Annotated in this window: 21 protein-coding genes; 10 read left to right on the plus strand and 11 right to left on the minus strand. The window is 73.4% G+C overall.

The window, feature by feature from the left end:
• Both HTZ77_RS21335 and HTZ77_RS21340 read left to right on the plus strand, forming a co-directional pair.
• Entirely contained in the window at positions 1-477 is a 477-nt protein-coding gene (locus HTZ77_RS21335; RefSeq protein ID WP_175591415.1) for a hypothetical protein, read from the plus strand.
• Positions 478-780: 303 nt separating this feature from the next.
• Positions 781-2733 carry a S8 family peptidase gene (locus HTZ77_RS21340; protein ID WP_175591416.1) on the plus strand — a complete coding sequence of 651 codons (1953 nt, stop codon included), beginning with the start codon at positions 781-783 and terminating at the stop codon, positions 2731-2733.
• Between the two features lie 59 nt (positions 2734-2792).
• Here the strand turns inward: HTZ77_RS21340 and HTZ77_RS21345 are convergent, their stop codons facing one another.
• The 4 genes from HTZ77_RS21345 to HTZ77_RS21360 form a co-directional block, all read right to left on the minus strand.
• A complete protein-coding gene (locus HTZ77_RS21345) occupies positions 2793-3560 on the minus strand; it encodes a sulfite exporter TauE/SafE family protein (protein ID WP_175591417.1) in 768 nt (255 codons plus the stop codon).
• Between the two features lie 251 nt (positions 3561-3811).
• Positions 3812-4096, minus strand: coding sequence for a hypothetical protein (locus HTZ77_RS21350; RefSeq protein WP_175591418.1), 285 nt, complete (start codon positions 4094-4096; stop codon positions 3812-3814).
• Positions 4097-4560: 464 nt separating this feature from the next.
• Positions 4561-5976, minus strand: coding sequence for an MFS transporter (locus HTZ77_RS21355; protein ID WP_175591419.1), 1416 nt, complete (start codon positions 5974-5976; stop codon positions 4561-4563).
• An 87-nt stretch (positions 5977-6063) separates the two neighbouring features.
• Positions 6064-7689: an ABC-F family ATP-binding cassette domain-containing protein gene (locus HTZ77_RS21360; protein ID WP_175591420.1), complete on the minus strand. Its 1626-nt coding sequence runs from the start codon at positions 7687-7689 to the stop codon at positions 6064-6066.
• Between the two features lie 307 nt (positions 7690-7996).
• Between HTZ77_RS21360 and HTZ77_RS21365 the strand changes: the two genes are divergently transcribed.
• Positions 7997-8854 (plus strand): NAD(+)/NADH kinase, encoded by an 858-nt coding sequence (locus HTZ77_RS21365; protein ID WP_175591421.1) that lies wholly within the window; start codon positions 7997-7999, stop codon positions 8852-8854.
• Here HTZ77_RS21365 and HTZ77_RS21370 read toward each other — a convergent pair.
• Positions 8800-10203, minus strand: a complete 1404-nt coding sequence (locus HTZ77_RS21370; RefSeq protein WP_235994951.1) for a YibE/F family protein — start codon at positions 10201-10203, stop codon at positions 8800-8802. The genes HTZ77_RS21365 and HTZ77_RS21370 overlap by 55 nt on opposite strands.
• Before the next feature lie 83 nt (positions 10204-10286).
• On the opposite strand from HTZ77_RS21370, the gene HTZ77_RS21375 reads away from it, so the two are divergent.
• Both HTZ77_RS21375 and HTZ77_RS21380 read left to right on the plus strand, forming a co-directional pair.
• The gene (locus HTZ77_RS21375; protein WP_175591422.1) at positions 10287-11000 is read left to right on the plus strand and encodes a DUF72 domain-containing protein; all 714 of its coding nucleotides are present in this window, start codon (positions 10287-10289) and stop codon (positions 10998-11000) included.
• Complete coding sequence (locus HTZ77_RS21380) at positions 11001-11975, plus strand: magnesium transporter CorA family protein (protein WP_328808681.1); 975 nt, start codon at positions 11001-11003, stop codon at positions 11973-11975.
• Here the strand turns inward: HTZ77_RS21380 and HTZ77_RS21385 are convergent.
• Genes HTZ77_RS21385 through HTZ77_RS21395 form a run of 3 tightly spaced genes read right to left on the minus strand, consistent with a single transcriptional unit; the run spans position 11879 to position 15485 of the window.
• Positions 11879-12409, minus strand: coding sequence for a DUF1850 domain-containing protein (locus HTZ77_RS21385; RefSeq protein WP_175591423.1), 531 nt, complete (start codon positions 12407-12409; stop codon positions 11879-11881). The two genes, HTZ77_RS21380 and HTZ77_RS21385, sit on opposite strands and share 97 nt — an antisense overlap.
• Positions 12410-12462: 53 nt before the next feature.
• On the minus strand, positions 12463-13416 hold the full coding sequence (locus HTZ77_RS21390; RefSeq protein ID WP_175591424.1) for a TAXI family TRAP transporter solute-binding subunit: 954 nt from the start codon (positions 13414-13416) through the stop codon (positions 12463-12465).
• Positions 13413-15485, minus strand: coding sequence for a TRAP transporter permease (locus HTZ77_RS21395; protein WP_175591425.1), 2073 nt, complete (start codon positions 15483-15485; stop codon positions 13413-13415). Before HTZ77_RS21395 ends, HTZ77_RS21390 begins: the two co-directional genes overlap by 4 nt.
• A 417-nt stretch (positions 15486-15902) precedes the next feature.
• On the opposite strand from HTZ77_RS21395, the gene HTZ77_RS21400 reads away from it, so the two are divergent.
• From HTZ77_RS21400 to HTZ77_RS21410, 3 genes are read left to right on the plus strand one after another with little or no spacing between them, the layout of a single operon-like run.
• The gene (locus HTZ77_RS21400) at positions 15903-16796 is read left to right on the plus strand and encodes an FG-GAP-like repeat-containing protein (protein ID WP_175591426.1); all 894 of its coding nucleotides are present in this window, start codon (positions 15903-15905) and stop codon (positions 16794-16796) included.
• 47 nt (positions 16797-16843) lie between these two features.
• Complete coding sequence (locus HTZ77_RS21405; protein ID WP_175591427.1) at positions 16844-20800, plus strand: hypothetical protein; 3957 nt, start codon at positions 16844-16846, stop codon at positions 20798-20800.
• Positions 20800-21141, plus strand: a complete 342-nt coding sequence (locus HTZ77_RS21410) for a hypothetical protein (RefSeq protein ID WP_175591428.1) — start codon at positions 20800-20802, stop codon at positions 21139-21141. The genes HTZ77_RS21405 and HTZ77_RS21410 overlap by 1 nt, the downstream gene beginning before the upstream one ends.
• 75 nt (positions 21142-21216) lie before the next feature.
• On the opposite strand, the gene HTZ77_RS21415 is transcribed toward HTZ77_RS21410, so the two are convergent.
• Positions 21217-21684 carry an adenylyltransferase/cytidyltransferase family protein gene (locus HTZ77_RS21415; protein WP_175591429.1) on the minus strand — a complete coding sequence of 156 codons (468 nt, stop codon included), beginning with the start codon at positions 21682-21684 and terminating at the stop codon, positions 21217-21219.
• A 227-nt stretch (positions 21685-21911) separates the two neighbouring features.
• On the opposite strand from HTZ77_RS21415, the gene HTZ77_RS21420 reads away from it, so the two are divergent.
• Positions 21912-22307 (plus strand): ATP-binding protein, encoded by a 396-nt coding sequence (locus tag HTZ77_RS21420; protein ID WP_175591430.1) that lies wholly within the window; start codon positions 21912-21914, stop codon positions 22305-22307.
• A gap of 26 nt (positions 22308-22333) precedes the next feature.
• On the opposite strand, the gene HTZ77_RS21425 is transcribed toward HTZ77_RS21420, so the two are convergent.
• Entirely contained in the window at positions 22334-23305 is a 972-nt protein-coding gene (locus HTZ77_RS21425) for a helix-turn-helix transcriptional regulator (protein WP_175591431.1), read from the minus strand.
• Between the two features lie 94 nt (positions 23306-23399).
• On the opposite strand from HTZ77_RS21425, the gene HTZ77_RS21430 reads away from it, so the two are divergent.
• Positions 23400-23999 (plus strand): hypothetical protein, encoded by a 600-nt coding sequence (locus tag HTZ77_RS21430; protein WP_235994952.1) that lies wholly within the window; start codon positions 23400-23402, stop codon positions 23997-23999.
• A 45-nt stretch (positions 24000-24044) separates the two neighbouring features.
• Here HTZ77_RS21430 and HTZ77_RS21435 read toward each other — a convergent pair whose 3' ends face one another.
• A complete protein-coding gene (locus tag HTZ77_RS21435; protein WP_175591432.1) occupies positions 24045-24914 on the minus strand; it encodes a glycerophosphodiester phosphodiesterase in 870 nt (289 codons plus the stop codon).
• Positions 24915-25030: the final 116 nt, after the last annotated feature.

A 25030-nucleotide genomic window follows, 5' to 3' on the forward strand; every position in this document is an offset into this window, starting at 1 on the left:
ATGTCCCGCATCGCGTTCACCGGCCACCGCGGACTCCCGCCGGAGACGGCCGAGCTGGTCGACGGCGCGATCCGGGAGGCGCTCGCCGGGCAGGGCTCCCTGCTCGTCGGGCTGTCATGTCTGGCCGACGGGGCCGACCAGATCTTCGCCCGCGCGGTCCTCGACCTCGGCGGGTCGCTGGAGGCCGTGGTGCCCGCCGAGCACTACCGCGAGGCGCTGCCCGAGGGCGCGCACCCGGCCTACGACGAGCTGTACGAGCACGCCGCGCGGGTGCACCGGCTGCCGTTCGTGGAGTCGACCTCGGAGTCGCACCTGGCCGCCGGGCGCCGCATGCTGGACGGCGTCGACGAGCTGCTCGCGGTGTGGGACGGGCTGCCCGCGCGCGGCGCGGGCGGCACGGCCGACGTGGTCGCCGAGGCCCGCCACCGCGGGATCCCGGTGCACGTCGTCTGGCCCCGCGGGGCCCACCGCGACTGACACCGGCGCGCTCCGGACCGGGCGGTCCCGCGGCCCGGCTCGCGATGTGGAACGCTACATATCCCCATAACAGACCAGTTTCAGCTATATGGCCTCACTAAGTCTCATGCGTACACTCCTGCCTCGTACGTAAAGATCACATGGGGGATTCTTCCGGCTGTCCTGTGCCGTGCGGTTGAGCGCGTTCGGGGGCTTGTTCCGCAGCTCACCGCCGTTCCCGGCTCAGGCGGGCCGCGCCGTCCGTCGGCGTCCCACGTCCCTCAGGCCCGTCCGGAACCGGACGGTCGACCCCTCGGAGGAACCGTGAGACTACGGTCTCTGCTGGCCGGTGCCGTGGCGCTGGCCGCGACCTCGGCCGCGCTCGTCGCGGCCCCGGCGGCCCAGGCGGCCACCGCCGACGACCCCGACGTCAGCCCCGCGCTCGTCACGGAGATCAGGAAGGAACACGAGGTACGCTCGATCGTCGAGCTCAAGCCCGGCCAGAGCGTCGCGCCCGTGGCCGACAAGGCCGAGAACGCCTCCGGCGGCATCGACGTCGTCGAGAGGGCGCCGAAGGGCTTCTTCGTCGTCGAGCTCGACGGCAAGACCCTGGAGTCGCTCAAGACCGACGACCGCGTCGAGGCGATCTACAAGGACGAGCTGTCCGTCGCCTCCCTCGACGTCAGCACCAAGGTGATCGGCGCCGACAAGGCCCACGAGGCCGGATGGACCGGCAAGGGCGCCGAGATCGCGATCCTGGACACGGGCATCGACAGCGACCACCCGTTCTTCGCGGGGCGCATCGTGGAGGAGGCGTGCTTCTCCTCCATCGACCCCGACTACGGCGCCACCTCGCTCTGCCCGAACGGCCGGCAGACGCAGACCGGCGCGGGCGCGGCGAACGCCGAGATCCCCACCTGCATGGCGGCCGGGGCCAACCAGTGCTACCACGGCACTCACGTGGCCGGCATCGCCGCGGGCAAGAAGACCACGGGCGCCCCGTCCGACGGCGTCGCGCCCGATGCGAAGATCATCCCCATCCAGGTCTTCACCAGGATCGGCGACAACGACGTCTGCCGGCAGTACGCGCGTCGCAACGCTCCCTGTTTCCTCAGCTTCACCTCCGACCAGATGCTCGCGCTCCAGCACGTCGCCGAGCTCGCCGCGGCGCGTGACGTCGTGGCGGTCAACATGAGCCTGGGCAGCGGCCGGTACACGGTGCACTGCGACGCCGACGCGAACAAGAACGCGATGAAGCGGCAGTTCGACGTGCTGCTGCAGCTCGGCGTGGCGCCGGTCGTCGCCGCCGGCAACGACGCCTTCGCCGACTCCGTCTCCACCCCGGCCTGCCTGTCGAGCGCCGTCGCCGTCGGCGCCACCGACGACCAGGACGGCATCGCGACGTTCTCCAACCGCGGCCCGCTGCTCGACCTGTTCGCGCCCGGCGTGCAGATCCGCTCCTCCGTCCCGGGCAACACGTACGGGGACCTGGGCGGCACGTCGATGGCCGCCCCGCACGTGGCCGGCGCGTTCGCGGTGATGAAGCAGGCCAACCCCGGCATGAGCGTCGCCCAGATCCTCGCCAAGCTGCAGGACACCGGCAAGGCGATCACGTACGGCGCGGTCACCACCAAGCGCGTCAACCTGGCCGCCGCCACGCCGCCCAAGGGCACGCCGACGCCGACGCCCACCCCCACGCCGACGCCCACCGTCACCCCGACCGTCACGCCGACCCCCACCGCCACGGTGACGGCCACCCCGCAGCCGAGCCGCACCGCGCAGCCGAGCCACAGCCCGTCGCCCACGCGCACCACCCCCGGCACGAGCGACCCCGGCGTCATCAGCATCGACCCCGACCCGGAGCCCGTGCCCGACACCTGCGCCCGCGGCCACGGCACCAAGCCCCTGAGCGCCAAGGGCTGGGCGACGGAGATGCTGAAGAACAAGGGCAGCCTCTCGGACCGGACGCTCCTGTGCTACCTGTCGATCGCCCAGAACGGCAGCACGGTCTTCCCCGAGCTGACCGACGCCGGCACGCTGTCGAAGGCGTACAAGGTGCTGGCCGTGAAGAGCGGGAGCGCGTCGGCGCTGCTGGACCGCGAGCTGCTGGCCTCCTGGCTGAACTACGCGCACGGCGTGTACAACGCCTCGGCGAAGGTGCATGGCTCGACGACGCTGAAGCAGGCGCTGACGGTCGCGGAGAAGCACCGTGCCAAGGGCGGCGCCGCGCAGCAGAAGAAGACGGCCGTGTACCTGTACAAGAACGTCAACCGGTAGGGACATGACCCCCCGAAGGGCCGGCTCCGCGTCCGCGGGGCCGGCCCTTCCGCGCGCGCTCAGCGCAGCAGCAACTGGCCGAGGGACACGGTGCCGACCACCAGGATGAGGAGGCGGAGCACCCGCGAGCTGAGCCGGCGGCCCACCGTGGCCCCCAGCCGGCCCCCGATGGCCGAGCCGGCCGCGAGAAGCCCGACCGCCGTCCAGTCGAAGTCCCCGGCGACCAGGAAGAACAGGGCGGCGGCGGAGTTCACCAGGGCGACCAGCACGTTCTTGACGGCACTGAGCCGCTGCATGCTCTCGTCGAGGAACGCGCCCATCAGCGCCATGTAGATGATGCCCTGCGCGGCGGCGAAGTAGCCGCCGTAGACGCTCGCCAGCGTCAGCCCCGCCAGCAGCAGCGGCCCGCCGTCGGGGCGCGCCGGCCGCCCGGTCGCCTCCCGGCGGCGTCTCACCCGTTCGCTGATCCAGGGCTGCAGGGCGATCAGGACGAGGGCGAGCGTCACCAGGACCGGGACGATGGTCTCGAACGCCGCGGCCGGCAGCGCCAGCAGGAGGGAGGCCCCCGTGACACCGCCGGCCAGGGAGCCGGCGCCCAGGCGCGCGAGCCGGCGGCCCTGGCCGCTCAGCTCCTTCCGGTAGCCGATGGCGCCGCCGACGGAGCCGGGGATCAGGCCGAGCGCGTTCGAGACCGTCGCGGTGACCGGGGGTAGCCCGACGGCGAGGAGGACGGGGAAGCTGATCAGCGTGCCGGAACCGACGACGGTGTTGAGGCCGCCGGCCGCGACGCCCGCCGCGAAGACGGCGAGCAGGTGCGCCAGTGTCACGCCGTGCGGCCCGTCATGGCGGCGGACACGGCGGTGGGCGTGGGGGCGAGGACGGCTGGAGTGAGGACGGCTGGAGTGAGGACGGCTGGAGTGAGGACGGCTGGAGTGAGGACGGCGACGCGGGGGTTCATCCCCGGATCATAGGAGGACGACCCTTCGAGCAGAGCCGAAGGGTCGTCGCCCCGAGCGGGGACGGGTGTCCCGCGAGCGCGAGTCCCGCGGGACACCCGCCGGTCACCGCGTGGCGCGGATCAGTGGTTCCACCACCAGCCGCCGCCGCCGCCTCCCCCGCCTCCGCCGCCGCCCCAGTTGCCCTTGCACCACTGGAGCTCCCAGGCGCCGTGATGCCAGCAGTACTTGCACTTGCGGCCGTGCCACCAGCGCCACGAGCACTTGCTGGCCGTGGCGGAGGTGAGGTGCTGGGACGAGGGCGTCGCGCACTTGGGGGCGGCGCTGGCGGCCGGTGTGGTGGCCGCGCCGCCGACGACGAGCGTGGAACCCGCCAGAGCGGCGGTGATGACGAGACGCTTGAGCATCAGAGATCACTCCCTGAGATGAGGATCGCCTTCCGGACATGACCGGCGATCTGGCTGGAGCGTCGAATTCGGTTTTTCCCGGGATACGCCGGATACGGCGCACTGAACTCAGGCTAAGGGGGGTGGTGGGCGCAGTCTCCCGGCAAGAGGCAAAGCCTTATTTCCGGATATATCACTGCACGTCGTGAAATATCTGATATGTGCGGATTGGCGGACTGGCGTGAGGGAATTCCATGGACGGCCAAACGATGATCCGGACTAGGTAAATTCCTCCAGCCTGCGGGTTTGTGGCTGTGCGGGCTCGTCCGGCGGCGTCGTCGCGGGCCTTTCCCGAGTGTCATGAGCCTCATCCTGGAAAGGCGGACCTTTTCCCGGGTGTGGGTAGGCGAAAAGGATCCCTTCGGGCCGGTCATGGAACGTCCGGAGTCGCACAGACGGTGAAATGTCGTGAAACGGGGGTCGGGTCAGGGGGCGGCGCTCACCAGATGGCTGTCGTCGTGCGGGTCGTCGAGCCGGTCCAGCCGGGCCCGTCCCCGCAGGCGCATCAGCGTCACCGCCGCCACCGCCATCAGCGCCCCCGCTCCGCACACCGCCCAGCGCGGCCCCGCCCAGTCGGCGACGACGCCCTGCAGGAGCCCGCCCACCGGGAGCGACGCCGTGTACGTCATGATCCGGCACGCCATGACCCGCCCCCGCATCCCGTCGGCGACGATGACCTGGATCGAGGTGTTCACCGATGAGATGACCGCCAGGAACGATCCACCCACGACGATCAGCGCCGCCACCCCCCACGCGTACCCCGGCGCCGCGCCGAAGGCGATCATGGACAGCCCGTACAGCACCAGCCCCCAGCGCACCACCCGGCCGAGGCGCAGCTTGTGGTGCCAGCCCGAGACGAGCGGCGCCGCCACGACCGCGCCCAGCCCGAGCGCCGCGTTGAGCAGCCCCAGCCCGACCGGCCCGGCCTCGAAGACGCTGCCCGCGAACACCACCGTGAACTGGAAGATCGGATGGCCGAGCACCCCCACCAGCACCGAGACCACCAGCGCCATGACGAGCCCCGGCTGGCGCCGGATGTAGCGGGGCGCGGCGAGGAAGCGGCGGGTCATCCCCGCGGGCGCCACCTGCTGGGGCCGCCCGGCGCGCGGGTGGATCGCCGCCAGCGCCGCGAGCACGAACAGGAACGACACCGCGTTCAGCAGGAACGTCCACGAGGGCCCCAGCACGGCCAGCAGCAGGCCCGCGATCGCCGGGCCGAGCGAGCGGGCGGTGTTGAACTGGAGGCTGTTCAGCGTCACCGCCGAGTGCAGGTCGCCGCGCGGCACCAGGTCGCTGACGAACGACTGCCAGGTCGGCATGTTGAACCCCGCGAAGACGCCGCCGAGGCTCACCAGCACGAGCATGACCGCCGGGTCGCGCTGCCCGGACGTCCACACCAGCCACAGCAGCAGCGCGGAGACCGCCATCCCCGACTGGGTGACCAGCAGGATGCGCTTGCGGGAGCGCCGGTCGGCCAGGGTCCCGCCCACCGGCGACAGGAACACGCTGGGCAGGAACTGCGCCAGGCTGACCAGCCCGACCCAGAAGGCGCTGCCGGTGATCTGGTACAGCACGTACGGCACGGCCAGGTTGCTCAGCCAGCTCCCGGTGCTGGAGACCAGGGCGCCGGCCCAGAAGACGGCGAAGTCGCGGTGGCGGAAGGCCCGCAGGGAGTGGCGCAGTCCGCGCGGCGCGTCGGCGTCCCCGCCCTCGGGAGAGGGCGGGTCGTCCGGGGAAGGCGTGCCGCCGCCGGGAACGGGTGAGCCGCCGGGGACGGGTGAAGGGGGCGCGGGGGTGCGTGGCTCGGACGGCTGCGACGGGGGAAGGCGTTCCTGCTTCACGCGTGCATTCCTCCCCCGTCAGGCGGGCGCGTCAGCGCCGCCACGCCGAGGATTGCGGTTTCCGCGTCCGGCGAAACGGGATGCGCGTCACTCGGCCGCGGGCGCCCCGGTCTCCAGGAGCCGGCCGCCGGACAGCTCCAGCCACCGATCCACCCCGATCTCCGCGAGGAACCGCTCGTCGTGGCTGACCACCACGAACGCCCCCTCGTACGCGGTGAGCGCGCCCTCCAGTTGCCCGACGCTGACCAGGTCGAGGTTGTTGGTGGGCTCGTCGAGCAGCAGGAGCTGCGGCGCCGGCTCGGCGAAGAGCACGCAGGCCAGCGTGGCGCGCAGCAGCTCGCCGCCCGACAGCACGCCCACCGGCAGGTGCGCCCGCGCGCCGCGGAACAGGAAGCGGGCCAGCAGGTTCATCCGCTCCGCGTCCGGCATGGCGGGGGCGAAGGCGGCCAGGTTCTCCGCCACCGTGCGCTCGGCGTCGAGCAGGTCGAGCCGCTGCGACAGGTAGGCGACCCGGCCGTCGGCCCGCGCGGTCCTGCCGCCGTCGGGCTCCAGGTCGCCGCTGATCAGGCGCAGCAGGGTGGACTTGCCGGCGCCGTTGGGGCCGGTCAGCGCGATGCGCTCGGGTCCGCGCACCGTCAGGTCGACGCCCGGCTCGGCGAACAGGCCGCGGGCCAGCAGGCGCTCGCCGAGGAAGACCGTGCGCCCGGCCGGCACGTTGGTCCCGGGCAGCTCCAGCGCGATCCTCTGGTCGTCGCGCAGCGCCCGCCCCGCCTCGTCGAGCCGGGCCTTGGCGTCGCCGACGCGGGCGGCGTGCACCTGGCCCGACCGCCCGGCCGACTCCTGCGCGCCGCGCTTCATGGTGCCGGCGAAGATCCGCGGGAGCCCGGCCGACTTGAGGTTGCGCGCGGCGTTGCCCGCGCGGCGCTCGGCCCGCTCCCGGGCCTGCTGCATCTCGCGCTTCTCGCGCTTGAGCTCCTGCTCGGCGCTGCGCACGGTCCGCTCGGCGGCCTCCTGCTCGGTGCGCACGGCCTCCTCGTACGCGCCGTAGTCGCCGCCGTAGAAGCGGACCTCGCCCCGGTGCAGCTCGGCGACGCGGTCCACGCGGTCGAGCAGCGCCCGGTCATGGCTGACCACGAGCAGGCAGCCGTTCCAGTCGCCGAGCACGTCGTACAGGCGGCGGCGCGCGGCGAGATCCAGGTTGTTGGTCGGCTCGTCGAGCAGCAGGACGTCGGGCCGCCGGAGGAGCTGCGCGGCCAGGCCGAGCGAGATGATCTGGCCGCCGCTCAGCGTGCGCAGGGCGCGGTCGAACGCGATGTCGCCGAGCCCGAGCCGGTCGAGCTGGGCACGGGTGCGCTCCTCGATGTCCCAGTCGTTGCCGATCGTGGTGAAGTGCTCCTCGCGGGTGTCGCCCGACTCGATGGCGTCGAGCGCGGCGATCAGCGGGGCGATGCCGAGGACCTCGGCCACGGTCAGGTCGCCGGCCAGCGGCAGGCTCTGCGGCAGGTAGCCGAGCACGCCGCCGACGGACACGCTGCCGCCGCGGGGCCGGTACTCGCCGGCGATCAGCTTGAGCAGCGTGCTCTTGCCGGCGCCGTTGGGGGCGACCAGGCCCGTACGGCCGCCGCCCACGCTGAAGGACAGGTCGGTGAACAGGGGAGTGTCGTCCGGCCAGGAGAAGGACAGCCGGGAGCAGACGATGAAAGCGTCGGACATGCGGGAGACCTCGTACGTGATCCCGGGCGCGCGACAGCCGCCCGGCAAGGGAAAAGGGATCAGGGAACGACGACTAGGGCCACGTCGGCGGCGTCAGATGCGCCTGCCGGGGCCGGCCGGTCTCCGGTATCACCCGGAGATGTCGTCGTCACCTGCCATGTCCGGTCTCCTGCTGCCCGCGGGGGCCGCGGTCTCCGGCCACCCGATCACGAAAGGATCTCCCACCCTAGCATCCCCGCCCCGCGTTCCGCGCGCCGATAACCGGGCGCCCGGTGCGCGGGAAACCGGCGCGGCTAGGGTGGTGGCCATGGGAATGGTCGGAACGGTCGGGCTGGTGCTGCACCCGCGACGCGACTCGGAGGAGGCCATCAAGGACATCCTCCGCTGGGCCGACGGGCGCCGCGTCACGGTGCTCGGCCTGCCCGAGGAGGTGGGCCGGATCGACTGCAGCGCGGTGGCCGTGGACGCCGACGCCCTCGTCGAGCGCTCCGACCTGCTCGTCAGCCTGGGCGGCGACGGCACGATGCTGCGCACCATGCGGCTCATCGCCGGGCGCCGCACGCCGGTGCTCGGCGTCAACCTGGGGCGGCTCGGCTTCCTCGCCGAGATCGACGTGCGCGACCTGCCCGCCACGCTGTCGGCCATCGACTCCCACGCCTACGCCGTCGAGCCGCGCATGGCCGTACGCGCCAAGCTGGGGGAGGAGGAGGTCACCGCGTTCAACGACATCGCGCTGGCCCGCATCCCCGGCGAGGGACTGGCCGCCATCAGCGTCACCCCGGCCGGCGACCCGTTCGTCCGCTACGCCGCCGACGCGGTGATCGTGGCCACCTCCACCGGTTCCACCGCCTACAGCTTCTCCGCGGGCGGGCCGATCGTCTCGCCGCGCGTCGAGGCGGTGCTGGTGGTGCCGGCGGCGGCCCACTCGGTGTTCAACCGCGCCCTGGTGCTGCCCGCCGACGAGGAGGTCACGCTGGAGGTGCTGCCGTCCAGCGGCCGGGTGGCCGTCGAGGTGGACGGCGCGGTGCACGCCCACCTGTGCCCGGGCGACCAGGTGTCGATCGTCGCGGTGCCGGGCGCGGCCAACGTGGTGCGGGTCGGCAGCACGTTCTACGAGCGTGCGCGGCGCAAGCTGGGCGTCGAGGGCAGCACCGCCGCCGGCTGATCGCCGGGGTCGTCGCGGCGGGTGGCGACCAGCGCGGCCAGGGCCGTGGTGATCGGCACGGCCGAGATGAGCCCCAGCGTGCCCACGACGCTGCGGATGATCTCCTGGGCGATGACCGGCGTCGTCAGCACCTCCTCCAGCGGTTGCGCGCCCACGCTGAACAGCAGCAGGAGCGGGAGCGACGCGCCCGCGTAGGCCAGGATGATCGTGTTGATGACCGAGGCGATGTGCGCGCGCCCGACCCGGCTGCCGGCCCGGTAGAGTCGCCGCCAGCCGTACGCCGGGTTGGCGGCGGCCAGTTCGGTGACCGTGACCGCCTGGGTGACCGTCACGTCGTCCAGGACGCCGAGCGCGCCGATGATGACGCTCGCCAGCAGCAGCCCCTGCGTGTCGATCCTGGTGCTGAAGCCCAGCATGAACGAGCTGTCGTCGGTGACCCCGCTCAGCTCGGCGAACGTGATCGCCCCGTACGCGAGCAGGCCCGTCACCGTGAGGCTGGCCAGCGTGCCGAGGACGGCCATGGACGTGGTCAGCGTGAACCCGTGGGTCAGGAACAGCACGGTCAGCATGATCGCCGCCGCGCCCACGATGGCCACCAGCATGGGCGGCTCGCCCTCCAGGATGCCCGGGATCACGAACGCCAGCAGCAGCACGAACGTGATCGCGAGCCCGGCCAGGGCCGTGAGCCCGCGCCAGCGCCCGAACGCGATCACCGCCAGCGCGAACGCCACGGCCGACAGCCACAGGGCACCCGTCCTGTCATGATCCGAGAGCTGGTACTCCGCCTCGTCCCCGGCCGCCTCGTCCCCGGCCGCCTCCTCTCCGGCCTCTCCGGCCGTCTCGCCCCCGGCCGCCTGGTCCGCGGCGGACCCGTCCCCCTCCTCGTCCCCGCCGCCGACGCGGATGAGGACCACGTCGTCGCCCGCGGTGAAGCGCCGCGTCCCCGGCCCCCTGGGCAGGGCCAGCCGCACGTCCCGGCCCACGTCCGGTCCCTCCTCCACGCGCACGGTCGCGTGCCCGCAGGTCGCCGGGTCCGGCGGCGCCGCTCCCTCGGGGGACTCCCCGCACGGCCCGGGGTGGACGGCCACGACCGTGCCGTCGAGCTGGTCGAGGCCCGCCCCGGCCGGCGCGGCGGCCCGCCCCGACGGCCACAGCCACACGAGCAGGACGACCGTCGCCACCGCCAGCGGCACCAGCACGGCCAGCGTCGCCACCACCGCCCGCCGCGAGGCTCCGGCCTCCCTGCGCCGGCGCCCCTGCCCGTGCGCGTGCGCGTGCGCGTGCGCGTGCCCCTGCCCGTCTGCGTGCCCGTGCCCGTGCATGTGCCCGTGGCCGTGACCGGCGCCCATCGCACCCCTCCCCACTGTCGCGATCAGTGACAGTAACGCACCCGCGGCCGGGTACTCGCCGCCGTCACGGGTAGGCGGACCCCATGACGACCTGGGTGGGCACCTCGGGGTGGCAGTACAAGGACTGGCGCGGCGTCCTGTACCCCGAGGGCGTGCCGCAGCGGCTCTGGCTGGAGACGTACGCCGAGACCTTCGACACCGTCGAGAGCAACAACGCCTTCTACCGCCTGCCCTCACCCGAGTCGTTCGCCGGCTGGCGCGAGCGCACCCCGGACGGGTTCGTCATGGCGGTCAAGGCGAGCAGGTATCTCACCCACATCAAGCGGCTCGCCGACCCGGAGGAGCCGGTGCAGCGGCTCATGAACGCCGCCTGCCGCCTCAAGGAGAAGCTCGGCCCGGTGCTCGTCCAGCTCCCGCCGACGTTCAGGGCCGACCCCGAGCGCCTCGACCGCTGCCTGGCCGCCTTCCCCGGCGGCGTGCGGGTCGCCGTCGAGTGCCGCCACCCGTCGTGGTGGACCGACGAGGTCCGCGCCGTGCTGGAGGCGCGGGGGGCCGCCCTGTGCTGGGCCGACCGCCTCGGCCGGCCGGTGGCGCCGTTCTGGCGCACCGCCTCGTGGGGGTACGTGCGGCTGCACGAGGGACGCGCCACGCCCAGGCCCTCGTACGGCGACACGTCGCTGCGCACCTGGGCGGGGCGGGTCCGGGACGCGGGCTGGCAGGACGCCTACGTCTACTTCAACAACGATCCGGGAGGCGCGGCGGTGCGCAACGCCACCCGCTTTGGGAAACTTCTTTAGGTGCACACACGCCTGTACCGCAACGGTGTCCTCGAAAAGGAAGGCTTCCCCGTCGAGGAGGTCTCCGAGTACGTCCGCGACCCGGACAACACGGTCTGGTTCGACCTGTGCCACCCCACGCAGGACGACCTCGGCGTGCTCAGGGAGGAGCTCGGCCTGCACGAGCTGGCCGTCGAGGACGTCGTCTCCGGGCACCAGCGCCCCAAGGTGGACAGCTACGACGGGCACCTGTTCATCACCGTCTACGGCATCCACGTCGACGACGGGCGGCTCGCCCCGGTCGAGGTGGACGTCTTCGTCACGGCCAACGCCCTGGTCACGATCCGCGAGGACGAGCGCTTCGACATCGGCCAGGTGACGCGACGCTGGGACGCCACCGACGGCACCCTCGGCGCCAACGGCGTCTCCTTCCTGCTGCACGGGCTGCTCGACTACGTGGTGGACGGCCACCTCGACTACGTCGAGGACATCGACGGGCGCATCGAGAACCTGGAGGAGCAGCTCTTCGACGAGGACCGGCCGATCGACGGCCGCGCCCTCCAGCGCGCCATCTACGAGCTGCGCCGCGACCTCACCCGCTTCCGCAAGATCGCCATGCCCATGCGGGAGGTGCTCGGCACCCTGCTGCGCCGCAACCAGGGCCTGGTCGCCGGCACCGCGATGGCCCCCTACTACGAGGACGTCTACGACCACGTGATCCGCGTCGACGAGTGGCTGGAGTCCACCCGCGACCAGCTCGCGAACCTGCGCGAGACCCGGCTGGCCCAGCAGGGCATGCGCCTCAACGAGATCATGAAGCGGCTCACCGGCTGGGCCGCCATCATCGCCGTGCCCACGCTCATCACCGGCTTCTACGGGATGAACGTCCCCTATCCGGGCTACGGGAGCGGCTGGGGGTTCTGGCTGTCGGCCGTGCTGATCGCCGGGATCTCCGTGGGGCTGTACGCCGCGTTCAAGAAGAGGGACTGGCTGTAGACCTCGCGGAAGGGCCGCGGGCACGGGCCGCCCCGGTCGTCCAGGGCGGGCCGTACCGTCAGGGTGATCTCGCGGGCGCCCGAGGCCGGGTGGAGCGGCAGGCAGCGCCCGCCCGCGACGAGCGTCCGGCGTCCGATCGGGGTGGCGATGAGCGGCAGCTCGTCGTACGTCACGGGGACGGCCAGGCGCAGCGCCCAGCCGCCGTCCGGGGTGCGCGAGCGCGTCCCGTCGAGGGCGTAGTAGTCGATGACGCCGCCGTTGGTGGAGACGACGGCCCACATGGTGAACCGGCCGCCGCGCGCCGTGAACACCTCCGCCGACGGCGCCCGGTAGACCGAATGGACGTACGCGAGGGCGAAGACCCCGGACGGCGGCAGCACGAGCCCGGCCACGGCGGGCCGCCCGGCCCCGGCGGCCGGGGCGAGCGCGAGCACGCACGCGAGCGCCCCGGCCAGGGGCAGCCGGCCGCGGGTCAGCCGGACGCGGGTCAGCCCTTCTCCTTGTAGTAGCGGGCCGCGCCCGGGTGGAGCTGCACGGGGGCGGTCTGCTGCCCGAGCCGGGGATCGAGCTTGTTCGCCTCCGGGTGGACGGCCGCGAGCTGCGCCTTGCGCTCGTACAGCACGCGGGTGACGTCGTAGGCGAGCTGCTCGTTCATCGAGTCGGGCACGAGCAGCACGTTGGCCACGCCGACCGTCTTGATCGAGCCCTTCAGCTTGTAGATCGACAGGTCGACGTCGAGGCCGACGTACTCCTGGCCGTACTTGTCCCGCATGGCGGCCAGCGCGTCGGAGGTGTCGAGCATGCGCATCTCCGGGCGGCTCGTGGCGAGGTCCACGATGCCCGCCGTGGGCAGCCCGCCGACCCAGAAGAACGCGTCGATGGTGCCGTCCTTGACGGCCTGCACCGACTCGTTGATCGACAGCTGCTGCTTGCTGACGTCGGTGTCGGGGGCGAGGCCGACGGCCTCCAGCATGCGCCGGGCCACGACCTGGGTGCCGGAGTTGGGCGGCCCGAGGGAGACGCGCCTGCCCTTGAGATCGGCCACCTTCTCCGCCTTGACGCCGGGGGCGACGACGACGTGCGCGTAGTTGTCGTAGATGCGGGCGATGGCCTTGATCGGTTGCTTCCCGGTGAAGGTGCCCGTGCCGTTGACCGCGTCGGCGGCCGTGTCGGACTGGGCGAAGCCGATGTCGGCCTTGCCGGTGGCGAGCAGCTTGATGTTCTCGACCGAGGCGGAGGTGACCGAGGCCGTCGCCTGGGTGTCGGCGATGCCGGAGCTGAGCTGCTTGGCCAGGCCGCCGCCGTACACGTAGTAGACGCCGGTCGTGCCCCCGGTGGCGATCGACAGCCGGTTGCCCCGCCCGCCGCCCGCCCCGCCGCCGCAGCCGGCCGCCGCGGCGGCCAGGACGGCGGAGGCGAGCACCGCGATGATCCGCTTCACGTTCGGTGTCTCCTTTGCCTGATGAGGTGGACGGCCGCCGAGACGGCCAGCACGGCGAGGCCGGCGGCGATGGGGACGGGTTCGAGGAAGAGCAGCAGCACGGCCGCGACCGCCGCGAGCAGCCGCTCGGGTATGCCGGGCAGCCCGCCGGTCGCCATGGCCAGCGCCGCCACGGCCACGGCCGAGACCGCCGCCATGAGCAGCACGGTGCCGATCGGGCCCTGCCCGAGCAGCGCCTGGCCGTTGGGGGTGAGCACGAACGCGAACGGCACCAGGAACGCGGGCAGCGTGTAGCGCCAGGTCATCATCATGGTCTTGTACGTGTTGCCGCCCGTGATGGCCGCCGCGGCGACGGCCGACAGCGCCGTCGGCGGGCTCACCTCCGACAGCACCGCGTAGTAGAAGACGAACATGTACGCCTCGGCCGGCGAGACGCCGAGCTGCGTGAGCGCCGGCCGGATGATGACCGCGGCGATGATGAAGCTGGCGGTCACCGGCACGGCCAGGCCCAGGAGCATGACGGCCACGCCCGCGAGCAGGGTCGTCAGGAGGAGGTTGCCCGCGGCGACGTCCACGATGATCGAGCTGAGGTTCAGGCCCAGGCCGGTCTGGGTGATGACGCCGACGATGATGCCCGCCGCCGCGCACACCGCGGTCACCGGCAGCACCTCCAGCGTGCCCTTGGCCAGCGCCTCGCCGACCCGGCGCGGCCCCATGCGGTGCGCCGGGTCGAGGAACGACAGCGCGAAGGCGATCGCGGTGGCGATGACGACGGACTGGAAGGCCGAGCGGTCCAGCGCCATCAGCACGATGATGAGGATCAGCGAGCTGAAGTGGTAGCCGAAGCGCAGCAGCAGCCGGCCGGCGCCCGGCGCGTCCACCTCGACGGCGCGCGTGCCGAAGCGGCGCGAGTCGATCTCGATGGCCAGGAAGATGCCCAGGTAGTACAGCAGGGTCGGGATCGTGGCGTAGAGCAGCACCTCCAGGTAGCTGACCTGGAGCAGCTCGGCGATGATGAACGCCGCCGCGCCCAGCGTCGGCGGCGACAGGATGGCGCCGATGCCGCCCGCCGCGAGGATGCCGCCGGCCGGCTCCCTCGGGTAGCCGGCGCGCCGGAGCACCGGCCAGGCGACGCTGCCCAGGCTGACCGTGGTCGCCACGCCGGAGCCGGACACGGTGCCGAGCAGGAAGCCGGCCAGGGTGACCGTCCGGCCCGGGGCCGAGCGGGAGCGGCGGAAGGCGGCGAAGCTGAGGTCGATGAAGAACTTGCTGGCGCCGGAGAAGTCGAGGACCGCGCCGTAGATGGTGAAAAGGATGATGTAGCTCGCGGCCACCTGGAGGGGGACGCCGAAGAATCCCTCGGTGCCGGTGTAGAGCTGCGACACGATCTGCGAGATGTCGAATCCGCGGTGCCCGATCGGCCAGGTGATAGGCAAATACGCCCCGAAAAAGGCATAAATCAAGAAAATTATGCAGATGATGGTGAGCGCCCAGCCGACCGTGCGCCGCACGGCCTCCAGGAGCAGCACGGTCAGCACCACGCCCGCCGCCAGGTCGAGCGACGTCAGCGCCGACCCGGAGCCCCGGTCGCGGAAGGCGTCGATGTCCAGCAGCGGGTAGACCAGCACGGCGAGGGACGCCGCGGCGAGCAGCCAGTCGGCCACGCCGGGCCGCTCACCGCGTCCGCCGGCCTCCGCTCCGGGCTCGCCGGGCTCGCCGGCGAGCGCGGGCACCCCGGCGACGCCCGAGGCCGGGGAGGTGGCGGGATCGGGGTCCCCGGCGGCCGGGCCGGAGTCGTCCTCCGGCCGGAAGCGTCCCCTCGCCCGCCGGACCAGCGACGACCATCCCGACCGGTAGCACAGGAACACCAGCGGCAGCGCCACCGCCAGGAACGTCATCCGCTGCTCCAGCGCCTCCACCGGCCGGAACACGACGATCAGCGAGTAGACGGACAGCAGGCCGCCGACGATCCGCACGCCGAGCCAGAGGCGGCCGGTGAGCACCCGGGCGGGGCGTTCCTGCTCGTGGGCCGCCGCCAGCTCCGGCGCGCGATCGCTCAGCTCGGTCACAAGGTCCTCCCCGAAACGGCGTTGCGGGGAATGTACGTTCCCTTTACCGAGCGAGGGAAGAGGCCGTTACCTTTCCTTGACAAGAAAGATCATGGGCTGCGTGAAAAAGGGTCATAAATCATCGCGCATTACCGCCCGAAAACGGCTGTCGCGGCCAACCGGAAATCCCGGAAACGCGTGATGGGCGCCGGGCCGGGGCGCACCGGGCGGGGCGGCGGCGGAGGCCGCCGGGCGATGCCGTAAAGTCGATCACCTAGCGGGCGTGACCTCCTAGGGGTGAGCCGAGCCGCCGCATCATGGGGCCTTTGCGGTGGCCGGCACGTGACGGGCCGTCGTGTCGACGAGCCCGTGCGCATCGTGTCCCCCAGATCCGTGCACCACGTCGTGCACGACTCCAGTCTTGTGAGGTCGCGTCGAATGACGACTTCGTTCACCCATGCACTGAGGCGGGCGTTCACCCGGACCCTCGCCCTGTCGGCGGCCGCCCTGCTGGCCGTGTGCGGCTCGGCCCCGGCCCCTGCCGCCGCCTCAGCGGACGCCCGGCAGGGCGTCCTGGCGGCCGGCCGCGCGCCCATGCTGCCGCTGTTCGTCCGCCGGAGCTCCGACGGGCACCTGCTCGCCTACGAACCCAAGGCCGGCGGCGGCCTCGAAGCGGCCGTGGACCTCGGGGGCGGCTTCGCGGCGGCGACCGCGCTCCTGCGCGCCACCACCTCGGAGGGCGGCGCGCGCAACGACCTGTTCCTGCGGCTGGGCGGCGAGCTCTGGTACACCGCCGAGCGCGGCGCCTCGACCATGCCCGTCGCCTCCGCCATGGACGTCCACAACCTGATCATGACCCCGGGCGACATGGGCAGCAGCGCCGCCGCCGACATCATCGCGCGGGACACGGCGGGCGCCCTGTGGCTCTACCCGGGACGCGCCGACGGCGGCCTGGCGGCCCGTGTCCAGGCCGGCACGGCCGGCTGGAACGGCATGAACGCCCTGGCCGGCTACGGCGACTACACCGGCGACGGCAAGAACGACCTGCTGGCCAGGACCACGGCCGGAGCCCTGTACATCTATCCCGGCACGGGCGCCGTCACCGCCGGCCAGGTCCTGGGCGCCCGCGTCAGCGCGGGCACCGGCTGGGAGACCTACACCGCCCTGGTCTCCACCGGCGACAACGACGGTGACGGCAGGGCCGACCTGATCGCCCGCGACCCGGCCGGCGCGCTGTGGCTGTTCAAGGGCACCGGCGTCGCCTCGGCCCCGTTCGCGGCCAGGGAGAAGATCGGCAACGCCGGCTGGAACGCCTTCAACGCCTTCTTCTGAGCGCCCCCGAACGCTCTGTCCCCCCTACCCACGGCTGAAAGCTGACCATGCTCACCGAAGCATCTTCCCCGCGCCGCACCCGGCGCTCCCTCTCAGGACGGCTGCGCGCGGGCGCCGCGGCGCTCACCTCGGCGACCCTCCTGTTCTCCGGCGCGCAGCTCCTGCCCCTGCCGGTCCACAGCGCGGCGGCCGCCGCGTACGACCTGCGATTCGCCGACGGCGACCTCGGCCACGCCGCCGACGTCCGCGCCGCCCAGTGCCTGCTCACGGTCATGCAGCGCAGGGGCGGCCAGGACCTGAAGTCCGTCGCCCGGGCGGGGCTCGCCGGCGACGACGCCACGCTCCTGCGCGAGGCGGCCCGCGACTACTGGAGCGACCCGGCGACGCCCCTGCACACCGCCTACGACAAGGACCAGGACCGGGCCTCGGCCAAGCTGGACGAGCTCAACGACCGCCACACCGTGTGGGAGGAGTCGCTCAAGGTCAACCCGCCCAAGGGCTACACCGAGGCCGGGTTCCAGTGGATCGACCAGAAGACCAACCCGTTCACCAAGGTGGGGCTGGTCGGCTGGGTCGCCAGCCGGTTCTGGGAGAACGAGGACGACCTCTACGAGGACCTGACCCCCCGGGCCGCCAAGGAGTCCGTGGACGCGGTCGACGCGATCGCCGCCGAGCGTTACCCCGAGAACGGCGACGACCAGGAGGGCTTCCGCGCCTGGGAGAACATGACCTCCGGCCACCCCATGTACGCCGACGACGCGCGGGCCTTCCTGGCCCGCGGCGGCTTCCCGGCCGAGGCGCCGGACCCGGGCAGCATGGAGTTCCGGGTCGACGTCGAGAACCTCAAGGCCCGCTACGCCTCCTGCACCACGGACAACCCGCCGGACCCGCGCGGGGTGCTGACCGCCGAGTTCGCCGCGGCCTCGGCCGAGTGGCGGCAGGAGGTCGACGGCCAGCGCGCCCAGCGCGACACCATCCTGGCCGAGGAGGCCCAGACCTCCGCCGACCTGCAGATCGCCGCCCAGGCTCTCGGCGAGGCGCTCGGCCAGTCAATCATCGCGGTGCGGCTGATCGACTGGCAGGCGTACTGGCTGAAGCAGACGCCGGGGGGACTGGACTACCCGGACCAGGCGCAGTTCACCCGGGTCAAGAACGACATCGTCAAGGCGCAGGCGATGGCGCTGGGCCGTGTCTACGTCGCCGGCCGGGCGGCCCAGTCCGCGCAACGGCACGCCGCCGCCGCCGTGGCCGCGCAGCAGGCCGCGTACGCCGTGGCCGACGCGGCGGGGCTGCCCCGGGGCCGCGGCCTGCTCTACGGCCGGCAGGCCGTGCAGGTGGCGCGCGCCTCGGCGGCGGCCGCGCAGGCGGTCGCCAAGGCGACGGAGACCGCCTCGAACGCGACCACCGCCTCGGCCGCCGACAGCAAGACGCTGATGGCGCTGGCCGAGACGCAGGCGCACGCCTCGCAGGCCGAGTTCCGGCGCATCGCCGCGCAGGAGGCCGCTGCCCAGGCCAAGGCCGCCGCCGACGGGGCCGCCGCCCAGGCCGCCCTCGCCGCGGAGAACGCGCGCAAGGCCAAGGACGCCCAGGCCAGGGCCGAGGCCGCCGAGCAGACGGCGAAGGCCGCCGCCGCCGACGCCAAGGCCAAGCGCGAGATCGCCGAGACCGAGCGCGACAACGCCCGCAGGCAGAAGGACATCGCCGCCCGGGAGCGCCAGAACGCCGCCACGGCCGAGCAGCGCGCCCAGAGCGAGCGGCAGACGGCGGCCGACGCGCTGCGCGCCGCCCAGGGCGCCGGCTCCACGGCCGCCGACAGGCGGGAGGCGGCGGAGGACGCCGAGCGCAGGGCGGCCGCTGCCCGGAGAACCGCGGTGGAGGCCGAGAACACCCGGGACGTCCTGCAGGCCAAGGCCGGCGCCAGCGAGGCGTACGCGGCGGCGGCCGAAGGCACCGAGGCCGCCGGGGAGGCCAGGACCGCGGCCACCCAGGCGCGCGGCGAGGCCGACCGGGCGACGACGGCGGCGACCAACGCCCGGGCCGCCGCCGACCAGGCCACCGCGGCCGCGGTGGCCGCCCGCGAGGCGGCCACCAAGGCCGAAGCCTCCGCCTCCCGCGCCCGCGCCGCCTCCGACGGGGCCCAGCGCGACGTGGCGATCACCAACGCCCAGGTCAAGAAGGCCCACGCCGCGGCGGCCGACGCCATCGCCGCCTCCTGGGCCGCGGCCATGAACGTCGTCGAGGCCAGGGAGTACGCCAAGACCGCGGTGGCCAAGGCCATCCAGGCCAAGGCGGACGCCGTCGCCGCGCGCAAGGAGGCCGACGCCGCGCACGCCGGCGCGGTGAGGACCGCCGGGTTCGCCTACGCCACCGCCCAGGCGGCCATGGCCGCCCGCGACTCCGCCATCCAGGTCATCAAGCCGGCCAACGACGCCATCGAGCTCGGCTCCCCGTTCAAGGAGACCGACGCGTCGGCGGGCCTGGCCGTGCTGACCGCCCAGGCGTCCAAGTCGCTCGCGGCCCAGCAGGCCGCCGTCGCCCAGGCCAAGGCCGCCCAGGCGAAGAAGGCCGCGGCCGAGGCCGCCGCCCTCGCCGAGAAGGCCGACGCCGACGCCAAGGCCGCGGCCGTCGCCGCGGCGCAGGCGGCCGACTCCGCGGCCAGGGCCGTGGTCTCCCTGGCCATGGCGCAGGCCGCGGCGGCCGAGGCGGCGGCGGCCGCCAAGGCCGCGGTGAAGGCCGAGGCCGACACCGTCGAGTACGACCGCCAGGCCACCGCCGACGCCGCGGCGGCCGACGCCGCCGCCACCACGGCGGAGGGATACGCCGACGAGGCCCGCGACTCCGCCGACGAGGCGGAGCGGGACGCCGCCTCGGCCCGCGCGGCCGCCACCGCGGCCGAGAACGCCGCCGCCGCCGCCCGCGACGTGGCCTCCAAGGCCGAAGCGGACGCGACCGCCGCCGAGACCGCCGCCGCCAACGCGCGCAAGAGCGCCGAGGAGGCGCAGGCCGCCGCGGAGCGGACCGAGGCGCAGGCCCGCGAGAAGACCCGGGAGACCCATCGCATCGCCACCTGGGAGGGCGGCTTCGCGCTGACGGAGACGTCGACGGACCTGACCGTCGACTCCTGGAGCGGGTCGTGCTCCACCGGCTGGGGCGGCGACGGGACCTGCGACATGGACATCCCGCTGCACATCCACGGCAAGGTCTACTACAACGTCGCCATCTGCACGATGACCAGCGAGACGACGGCGGACTGCGTCCGCACCAACCTGGTCGTCAAGAACGTCGACCTCATCGAGCACCGGACGTTGCACATGGACGTCCGCAAGGTGATCCAGGAGTCGTTCAACGCCCTGGTGCACGCCGTGCTCGGCGACTTCATCGACTGCGCCGACGGCAAGGCGTCGGGCTGCGCCTGGGTCGCCGGCGAGATCCTGGGCGCGGCGGTCATCACCAAGATCGCCAACAGCGTGGTCGGGTTCCGGAACGCCGTGCGCACGGGCGTCGGCGCCGAGGAGGCGGTGGCGGCGCTGGAGGCCGAGACGGGCCTCGAACGCGGCACCGTGCTCGGCCTCGAAGGCCAGGCGGTGGCCGAGCTGGAGGCGCTGGAAGGCGCTAAGGTTTCGCTCAGCAGCGTCCGGGCCGAGCTGATGGAGGTGCTCCGCCGCCGGACGCTGGGGCTGGACCAGGCGACCGGCGGATTCAGGAGGGCCGAGATGGAGACCGCCCTTCGCATCGAGTCGAACCGCGGCGTGCAGCTGCGCCGCTCGACGGGCACGAGCGAGGACTGGTTCGACCAGTACGGCCGCTCCTACGACGCGGTCGGCAACTTCGCCGCGCAGTACTTCGAGAAGCAGTGGCCGGCGCTGCAGGACCAGATCCGCTCCCATCTGACGAAGGCGAGATTCGTGCCGGTCGACGTCTCCCAGTTCACGGCCGCCCAGATCGCCGAGGTCAAGGCGTTCATCGAGCCGCTGGGGCCGAACGTCTTCATCGTGGGGGGCTGATGGCCGCCGACATCATCGTCTCCGACGAGTACGCCTGGACCGCGTCCTCCGGGGTGTTCGCCTGGGTCGTCGAGTTCCTGCTGGAGGCCGTCGAGGACACGGCCACCAGGGAGGAGCTCGCGACCGTCCTGGAGGCCGGGCTCGGGGCCGTCGACCTGAGACGCCTGCCGGACGCGGGGCGCGCGCAGATCCTGCGGGCGCTGCGCGAGCACGTGGCGGCGGCGGCCGAGGCCGGGCTGTCGCCCCGGCAGCCCGAAGCCGACCGGCGCTTCACCGTCGGCCACGTCAAGGTCCTGGCGCTGATGGCCGAGGACGTGGCGAGGTCCGCCGGCGCCGGCTGACGGACCGGCGTCCGTGACACCGCGAAAAAGGGAGGGCTCCCGGACATTCGGGACCCTCCCTGGTGGGGGCGTGGCTCAGCCCTTGCCCGCCGCGTTCACGATGCGGGTGGTCGAGCGGTCGGGGATGGCCTCCAGCTCCCAGCACTCGGCGCCCAGCAGCGCGGCGGCGGCGCGCCGGCCGCCGGCGTGCGGGTCGCCCGCGGTGTGCGCGAGCGCGCCGGGCCGCATGGGGGCCAGCAGGTCGATGTAGTCCTCCGGGCCGTGCGCCTCCGGCGCGCCCGTCACGATGAACACGCCTGCCACGAACCGCAGCGCGGCCATCACCTCGGCCCGCTCGGCGGCCGGGTTGAGCGGCCGGCTCGGCCCCTTCCAGGCGCGGACCCGCGGGTCGTCCTCCACCCCCACGACCAGCGGGAGCCCGCGCGCGGCGACCGCTCCCAGGTAGCGCACGTGGCCCACGTGCAGGATGTCGAACACGCCGGTGACGACCGCCGCACCAGGCTGTGCGTACGGCTGCACCCAGACGGCCTCCAGGCTGCTCACGTGGGGACTCCTCCTCGTCGATGCGTCGATCGCAGACTACTCGGTCATGCGGAGGGGCCGTGCGGGTGACCATGGGAAAGGGCGTTCCTACCTTTTGGCCATATCTCCGGCCTTGGGGTTGCGCGTCTTATGACGTCGCCGTACTGGGGGAGGCCGCCGTGACACTGACCCACTCGCATGACCCGGACCAGGGGACGGAGCCCCCCATACGCGGCACACGAGACCTGATGCTGCGCTTCCGGGGAGTCCCGTCGCAGGTCCCGAGGGCCAGGCGGCTCGTCGCGGCGGTCCTGGGCCGCGACCACCCGCTCTACGACGACTGCGCGCTGCTCACCACCGAGCTGGCCACGAACGCCGTCCTGCACTCGCGTTCCGGGGCGGGCGGCTGGTTCACGGTGGCGGTGCGCGCCTCGGGGGCGGCGGTGCGGGTCTGGGTGGCGGACGCGGGCTCCGACGAGCCGCCCTGCGCCTGCCGTACGACGGGGGACCGGCGCGACCCGGACGGCGGGCACGCCACGAACGGGCGCGGCCTGCCGCTGCTGGAGGCGCTGAGCCACCGCTGGGGCCTCAGCCGCGCCGGCGGAGCCACGACGGTCTGGTTCGAACTCGCCCCCGCCGGATGACGCCCGTCACGGGGGTCCCGGCGCCGTCAGAGGTCGAGGCGGCACAGGCCCTCGGCCAGGGCCTTGGTGGTGAGCCGGGTGCGGCTGTCACAGCCCAGCTTGGTGAAGATGTGCTCCAGGTGCGTGGTCACCGTGCGCACGCTGAGCACCAGCGCGGCGGCGATCTGCGGGTTGGAGTCGCCGGCCGCGACGCGGGTGAGCACGTCCACCTCGCGCCCCGTCAGCTCGTACGGCAGGGAACACGGCCGCTCGGCGACCACCGCGCCCTGGATCGTCCCCTGGAAGCCCACCCCGGCGCGCAGCAGCCGCAGCTCGTGCCAGCGGCCGTCGCGCCCGAGCCACAGCCCGTGCCGGCTCAGCTCCCTGGCGTCGATGAACGCCCGGGCCAGCGCCGCCAGCCCCGGCTCGCCGGTCAGCGCCGCCGAGGCCGTGAACCCCGGCACGTCCCGGCGGGTGCCCTGCCGGTCGAACGTCACCGCGTTGAACCCGGCCGGCAGCCCCACCGGGTCGATGACGCACCGGGTCAGGTCGGTGACGTGCGCCAGCATCGGCGCGACCGCCGTGATCAGCGGCTCGGCCAGCTCCGGGAAGGCGTCGCGCGAGGCCAGGTGCAGCAGGCCCGTGTACCGTCCCTCGGCCAGGAACAGGGGCGCGGTCAGCCCGGCCGTCCACCCGTAGGGGGCGAGGTGGCGGCGGAAGTAACGCTCGGTGTCCGGCTCGGGCATGCTCACGGGGGAGCGGGTGGACATCGCCCGCCGGTAGGCGTCGAGCCCGGTGTACTCCTCGGCGGCGTCGCGGTCGATGCGATGATGGCCGTCGGAGACCACGCTGTGGTGCCGGCCGGTGGCGGGGTCGAACGCGACGAACTCGTACGCGTCGAGCGGCACCACCCGGCGCAGGGCCGCCATCGCGCCGTGCGCGCCGCCCCCTCCGGCGACCTCGTAGCCCACCTCGGCGAACGCCTGCAACTGGCGGACGTTCAGGGTGATCTCGGCCACGGTTCTTTATATCCCACCAGGACCCGGCCTTTCGCTCAGCCACGCTGCCGGTCCGCGCGTGGTGCGGGCGCGGATCGGCCCCCATGATCGCGTAATGTTTGCTGGCATGATGGCCGACCAGGTGGCGCGCAGGGTGACGGACGTGCTGGCACCCCAGGTGCTGGTCATCGCCATGCCGCCCCTCGTGGGACTGCTGGCCCAGGGCTGGGCGGGCGCGGCGTGGGGCCTGCTGGCCTCCGCGCTGTGCGGCGGCGTGCCCGCCGCGGTGATCGCGTTCGGGGTGCGGTCGGGGCGGCTGGACTCCCACCACATCGTCGACCGGGCCCGCCGCACCGGGCCGCTGCTGTCGGCGGTGGGGGCCGTGCTGGTCGCGCTCGTGCTGCTCGTGGCCCTCGGCGCGCCCACACTGCTGGTGGCGACCGTCACGGCCATGCTCGTCGCGCTGGCCGTGACCGTGCCCGTGACGCTGCGCTGGAAGATCTCCTTCCACGCCGCCGTGTCGGCCGGCACGGTGGTGGTCCTGGCGCACGTCCTGCCGCCCGTGCCCACCGTGCTCGCCGGGGGCGCCGTCGTGGCGCTGGTGTGCTGGGCCCGGGTACGGCTGGCGCACCACACGGCGGCCCAGGTGGGGGCGGGAGCCCTGGTGGGCGTCGCCGGCACCTGGGCCACGCTGGCGGCCTTCGGCGTGGGCTGACGTACCCGGCCGCATCAGGGGAAGCCTCCCACGGGAAGCCGGGCGTCAGGCGGCGTCGCGCCCCTCCTCCAGGACGTCCCGCGCCACGTCGGGCCGGTCGGTGATGACGCCGTCCACCCCGTGGCCGAGCATCCGCCGCATGACCGCCGGGTCGTCCACGGTCCAGGTGAGCACCCGCATGCCGCGCGCGTGCACCCGCCGTACGTAGTCGGAGGTGATGTCCCGGTACGACGGGTTGATCTGGTCGGCGAAGCGGGCCAGCTCGGCCAGCCGCCCGACGGACGGCGTCCCGAGGATCCCGACCGGCACGTCCGGGATGAGCGCGTGGAAGCGGCGGACGGAGTCCCAGTCGAACGACTGCACCACCAGCCGTCCCGGCTCCAGCCACGCGGGGGAGCGGCGCAGCTCGGCGGCGACGCGGGCCTCGATGCCGGGGTACAGGTGCGGCGCCTTGATCTCCAGCAGCAGCCCCATCCCGCTGCCGCTCATGGCGCTCAGCGTCTCGGCGAGCGTGGGGACCCGCTCGCCCGCGAAGCCGCCGCCGAACCAGGAGCCGGCGTCCAGCTTGCGGATCTCGGCCAGCGACAGGCCGGACACGCGCCACGGCGCCCGGCCGGGGAAGACCCGCTCGGCGTCGGTGGTGCGGGCGAGCGTGGTGTCGTGCATGAGGACGAGCCGGTGGTCGCGCGTCTCCTGGACGTCCAGCTCGTACATGTCGGCGCCCTGTTCGGCGGCCAGCTCGAAGGCGGCGATGGTGTTCTCCGGCGCGTACGCGGAGGCGCCGCGGTGGGCGACGGCGACGGGCCGCTCCGCGCGGGAGAGAGCGGCGCGGGAGAGAGCGGAGGCGGGCGGGGCGGTGACGGCCGCCAGGACGATCAGCATGGTCGCGATGACGAGGCCGGGTCGTCGGAACATGGGTCTCCTCGGGTCCGGGGGAGCGGTTCCGCCTTCGAACCTGACAATCGTGCATGACCATGGGTTGAGATTCGGGTTACTCCGGGATGTCGAGTGGGGGATGTGGCGTCGAGGTG

Source organism: Nonomuraea montanisoli (genome assembly GCF_013363975.1).
Taxonomy (GTDB): domain Bacteria; phylum Actinomycetota; class Actinomycetes; order Streptosporangiales; family Streptosporangiaceae; genus Nonomuraea; species Nonomuraea montanisoli.

Excerpts from the sequence above, each read along its gene's own strand:
- HTZ77_RS21435 (WP_175591432.1), bottom strand. The coding sequence starts at position 24,914 with ATGTTCCGACGACCCGGCCTCGTCATCGCGACCATGCTGATCGTCCTG.
- HTZ77_RS21370 (WP_235994951.1), bottom strand. The coding sequence starts at position 10,203 with ATGGGCGCCGGTCACGGCCACGGGCACATGCACGGGCACGGGCACGCA.
- HTZ77_RS21375 (WP_175591422.1), top strand. The coding sequence starts at position 10,287 with ATGACGACCTGGGTGGGCACCTCGGGGTGGCAGTACAAGGACTGGCGC.
- HTZ77_RS21365 (WP_175591421.1), top strand. The coding sequence starts at position 7,997 with ATGGGAATGGTCGGAACGGTCGGGCTGGTGCTGCACCCGCGACGCGAC.
- HTZ77_RS21350 (WP_175591418.1), bottom strand. The coding sequence starts at position 4,096 with ATGCTCAAGCGTCTCGTCATCACCGCCGCTCTGGCGGGTTCCACGCTC.
- HTZ77_RS21430 (WP_235994952.1), top strand. The coding sequence starts at position 23,400 with ATGTTTGCTGGCATGATGGCCGACCAGGTGGCGCGCAGGGTGACGGAC.
- HTZ77_RS21420 (WP_175591430.1), top strand. The coding sequence starts at position 21,912 with ATGCTGCGCTTCCGGGGAGTCCCGTCGCAGGTCCCGAGGGCCAGGCGG.
- HTZ77_RS21400 (WP_175591426.1), top strand. The coding sequence starts at position 15,903 with ATGACGACTTCGTTCACCCATGCACTGAGGCGGGCGTTCACCCGGACC.
- HTZ77_RS21405 (WP_175591427.1), top strand. The coding sequence starts at position 16,844 with ATGCTCACCGAAGCATCTTCCCCGCGCCGCACCCGGCGCTCCCTCTCA.
- HTZ77_RS21410 (WP_175591428.1), top strand. The coding sequence starts at position 20,800 with ATGGCCGCCGACATCATCGTCTCCGACGAGTACGCCTGGACCGCGTCC.
- HTZ77_RS21335 (WP_175591415.1), top strand. The coding sequence starts at position 1 with ATGTCCCGCATCGCGTTCACCGGCCACCGCGGACTCCCGCCGGAGACG.
- HTZ77_RS21360 (WP_175591420.1), bottom strand. The coding sequence starts at position 7,689 with ATGTCCGACGCTTTCATCGTCTGCTCCCGGCTGTCCTTCTCCTGGCCG.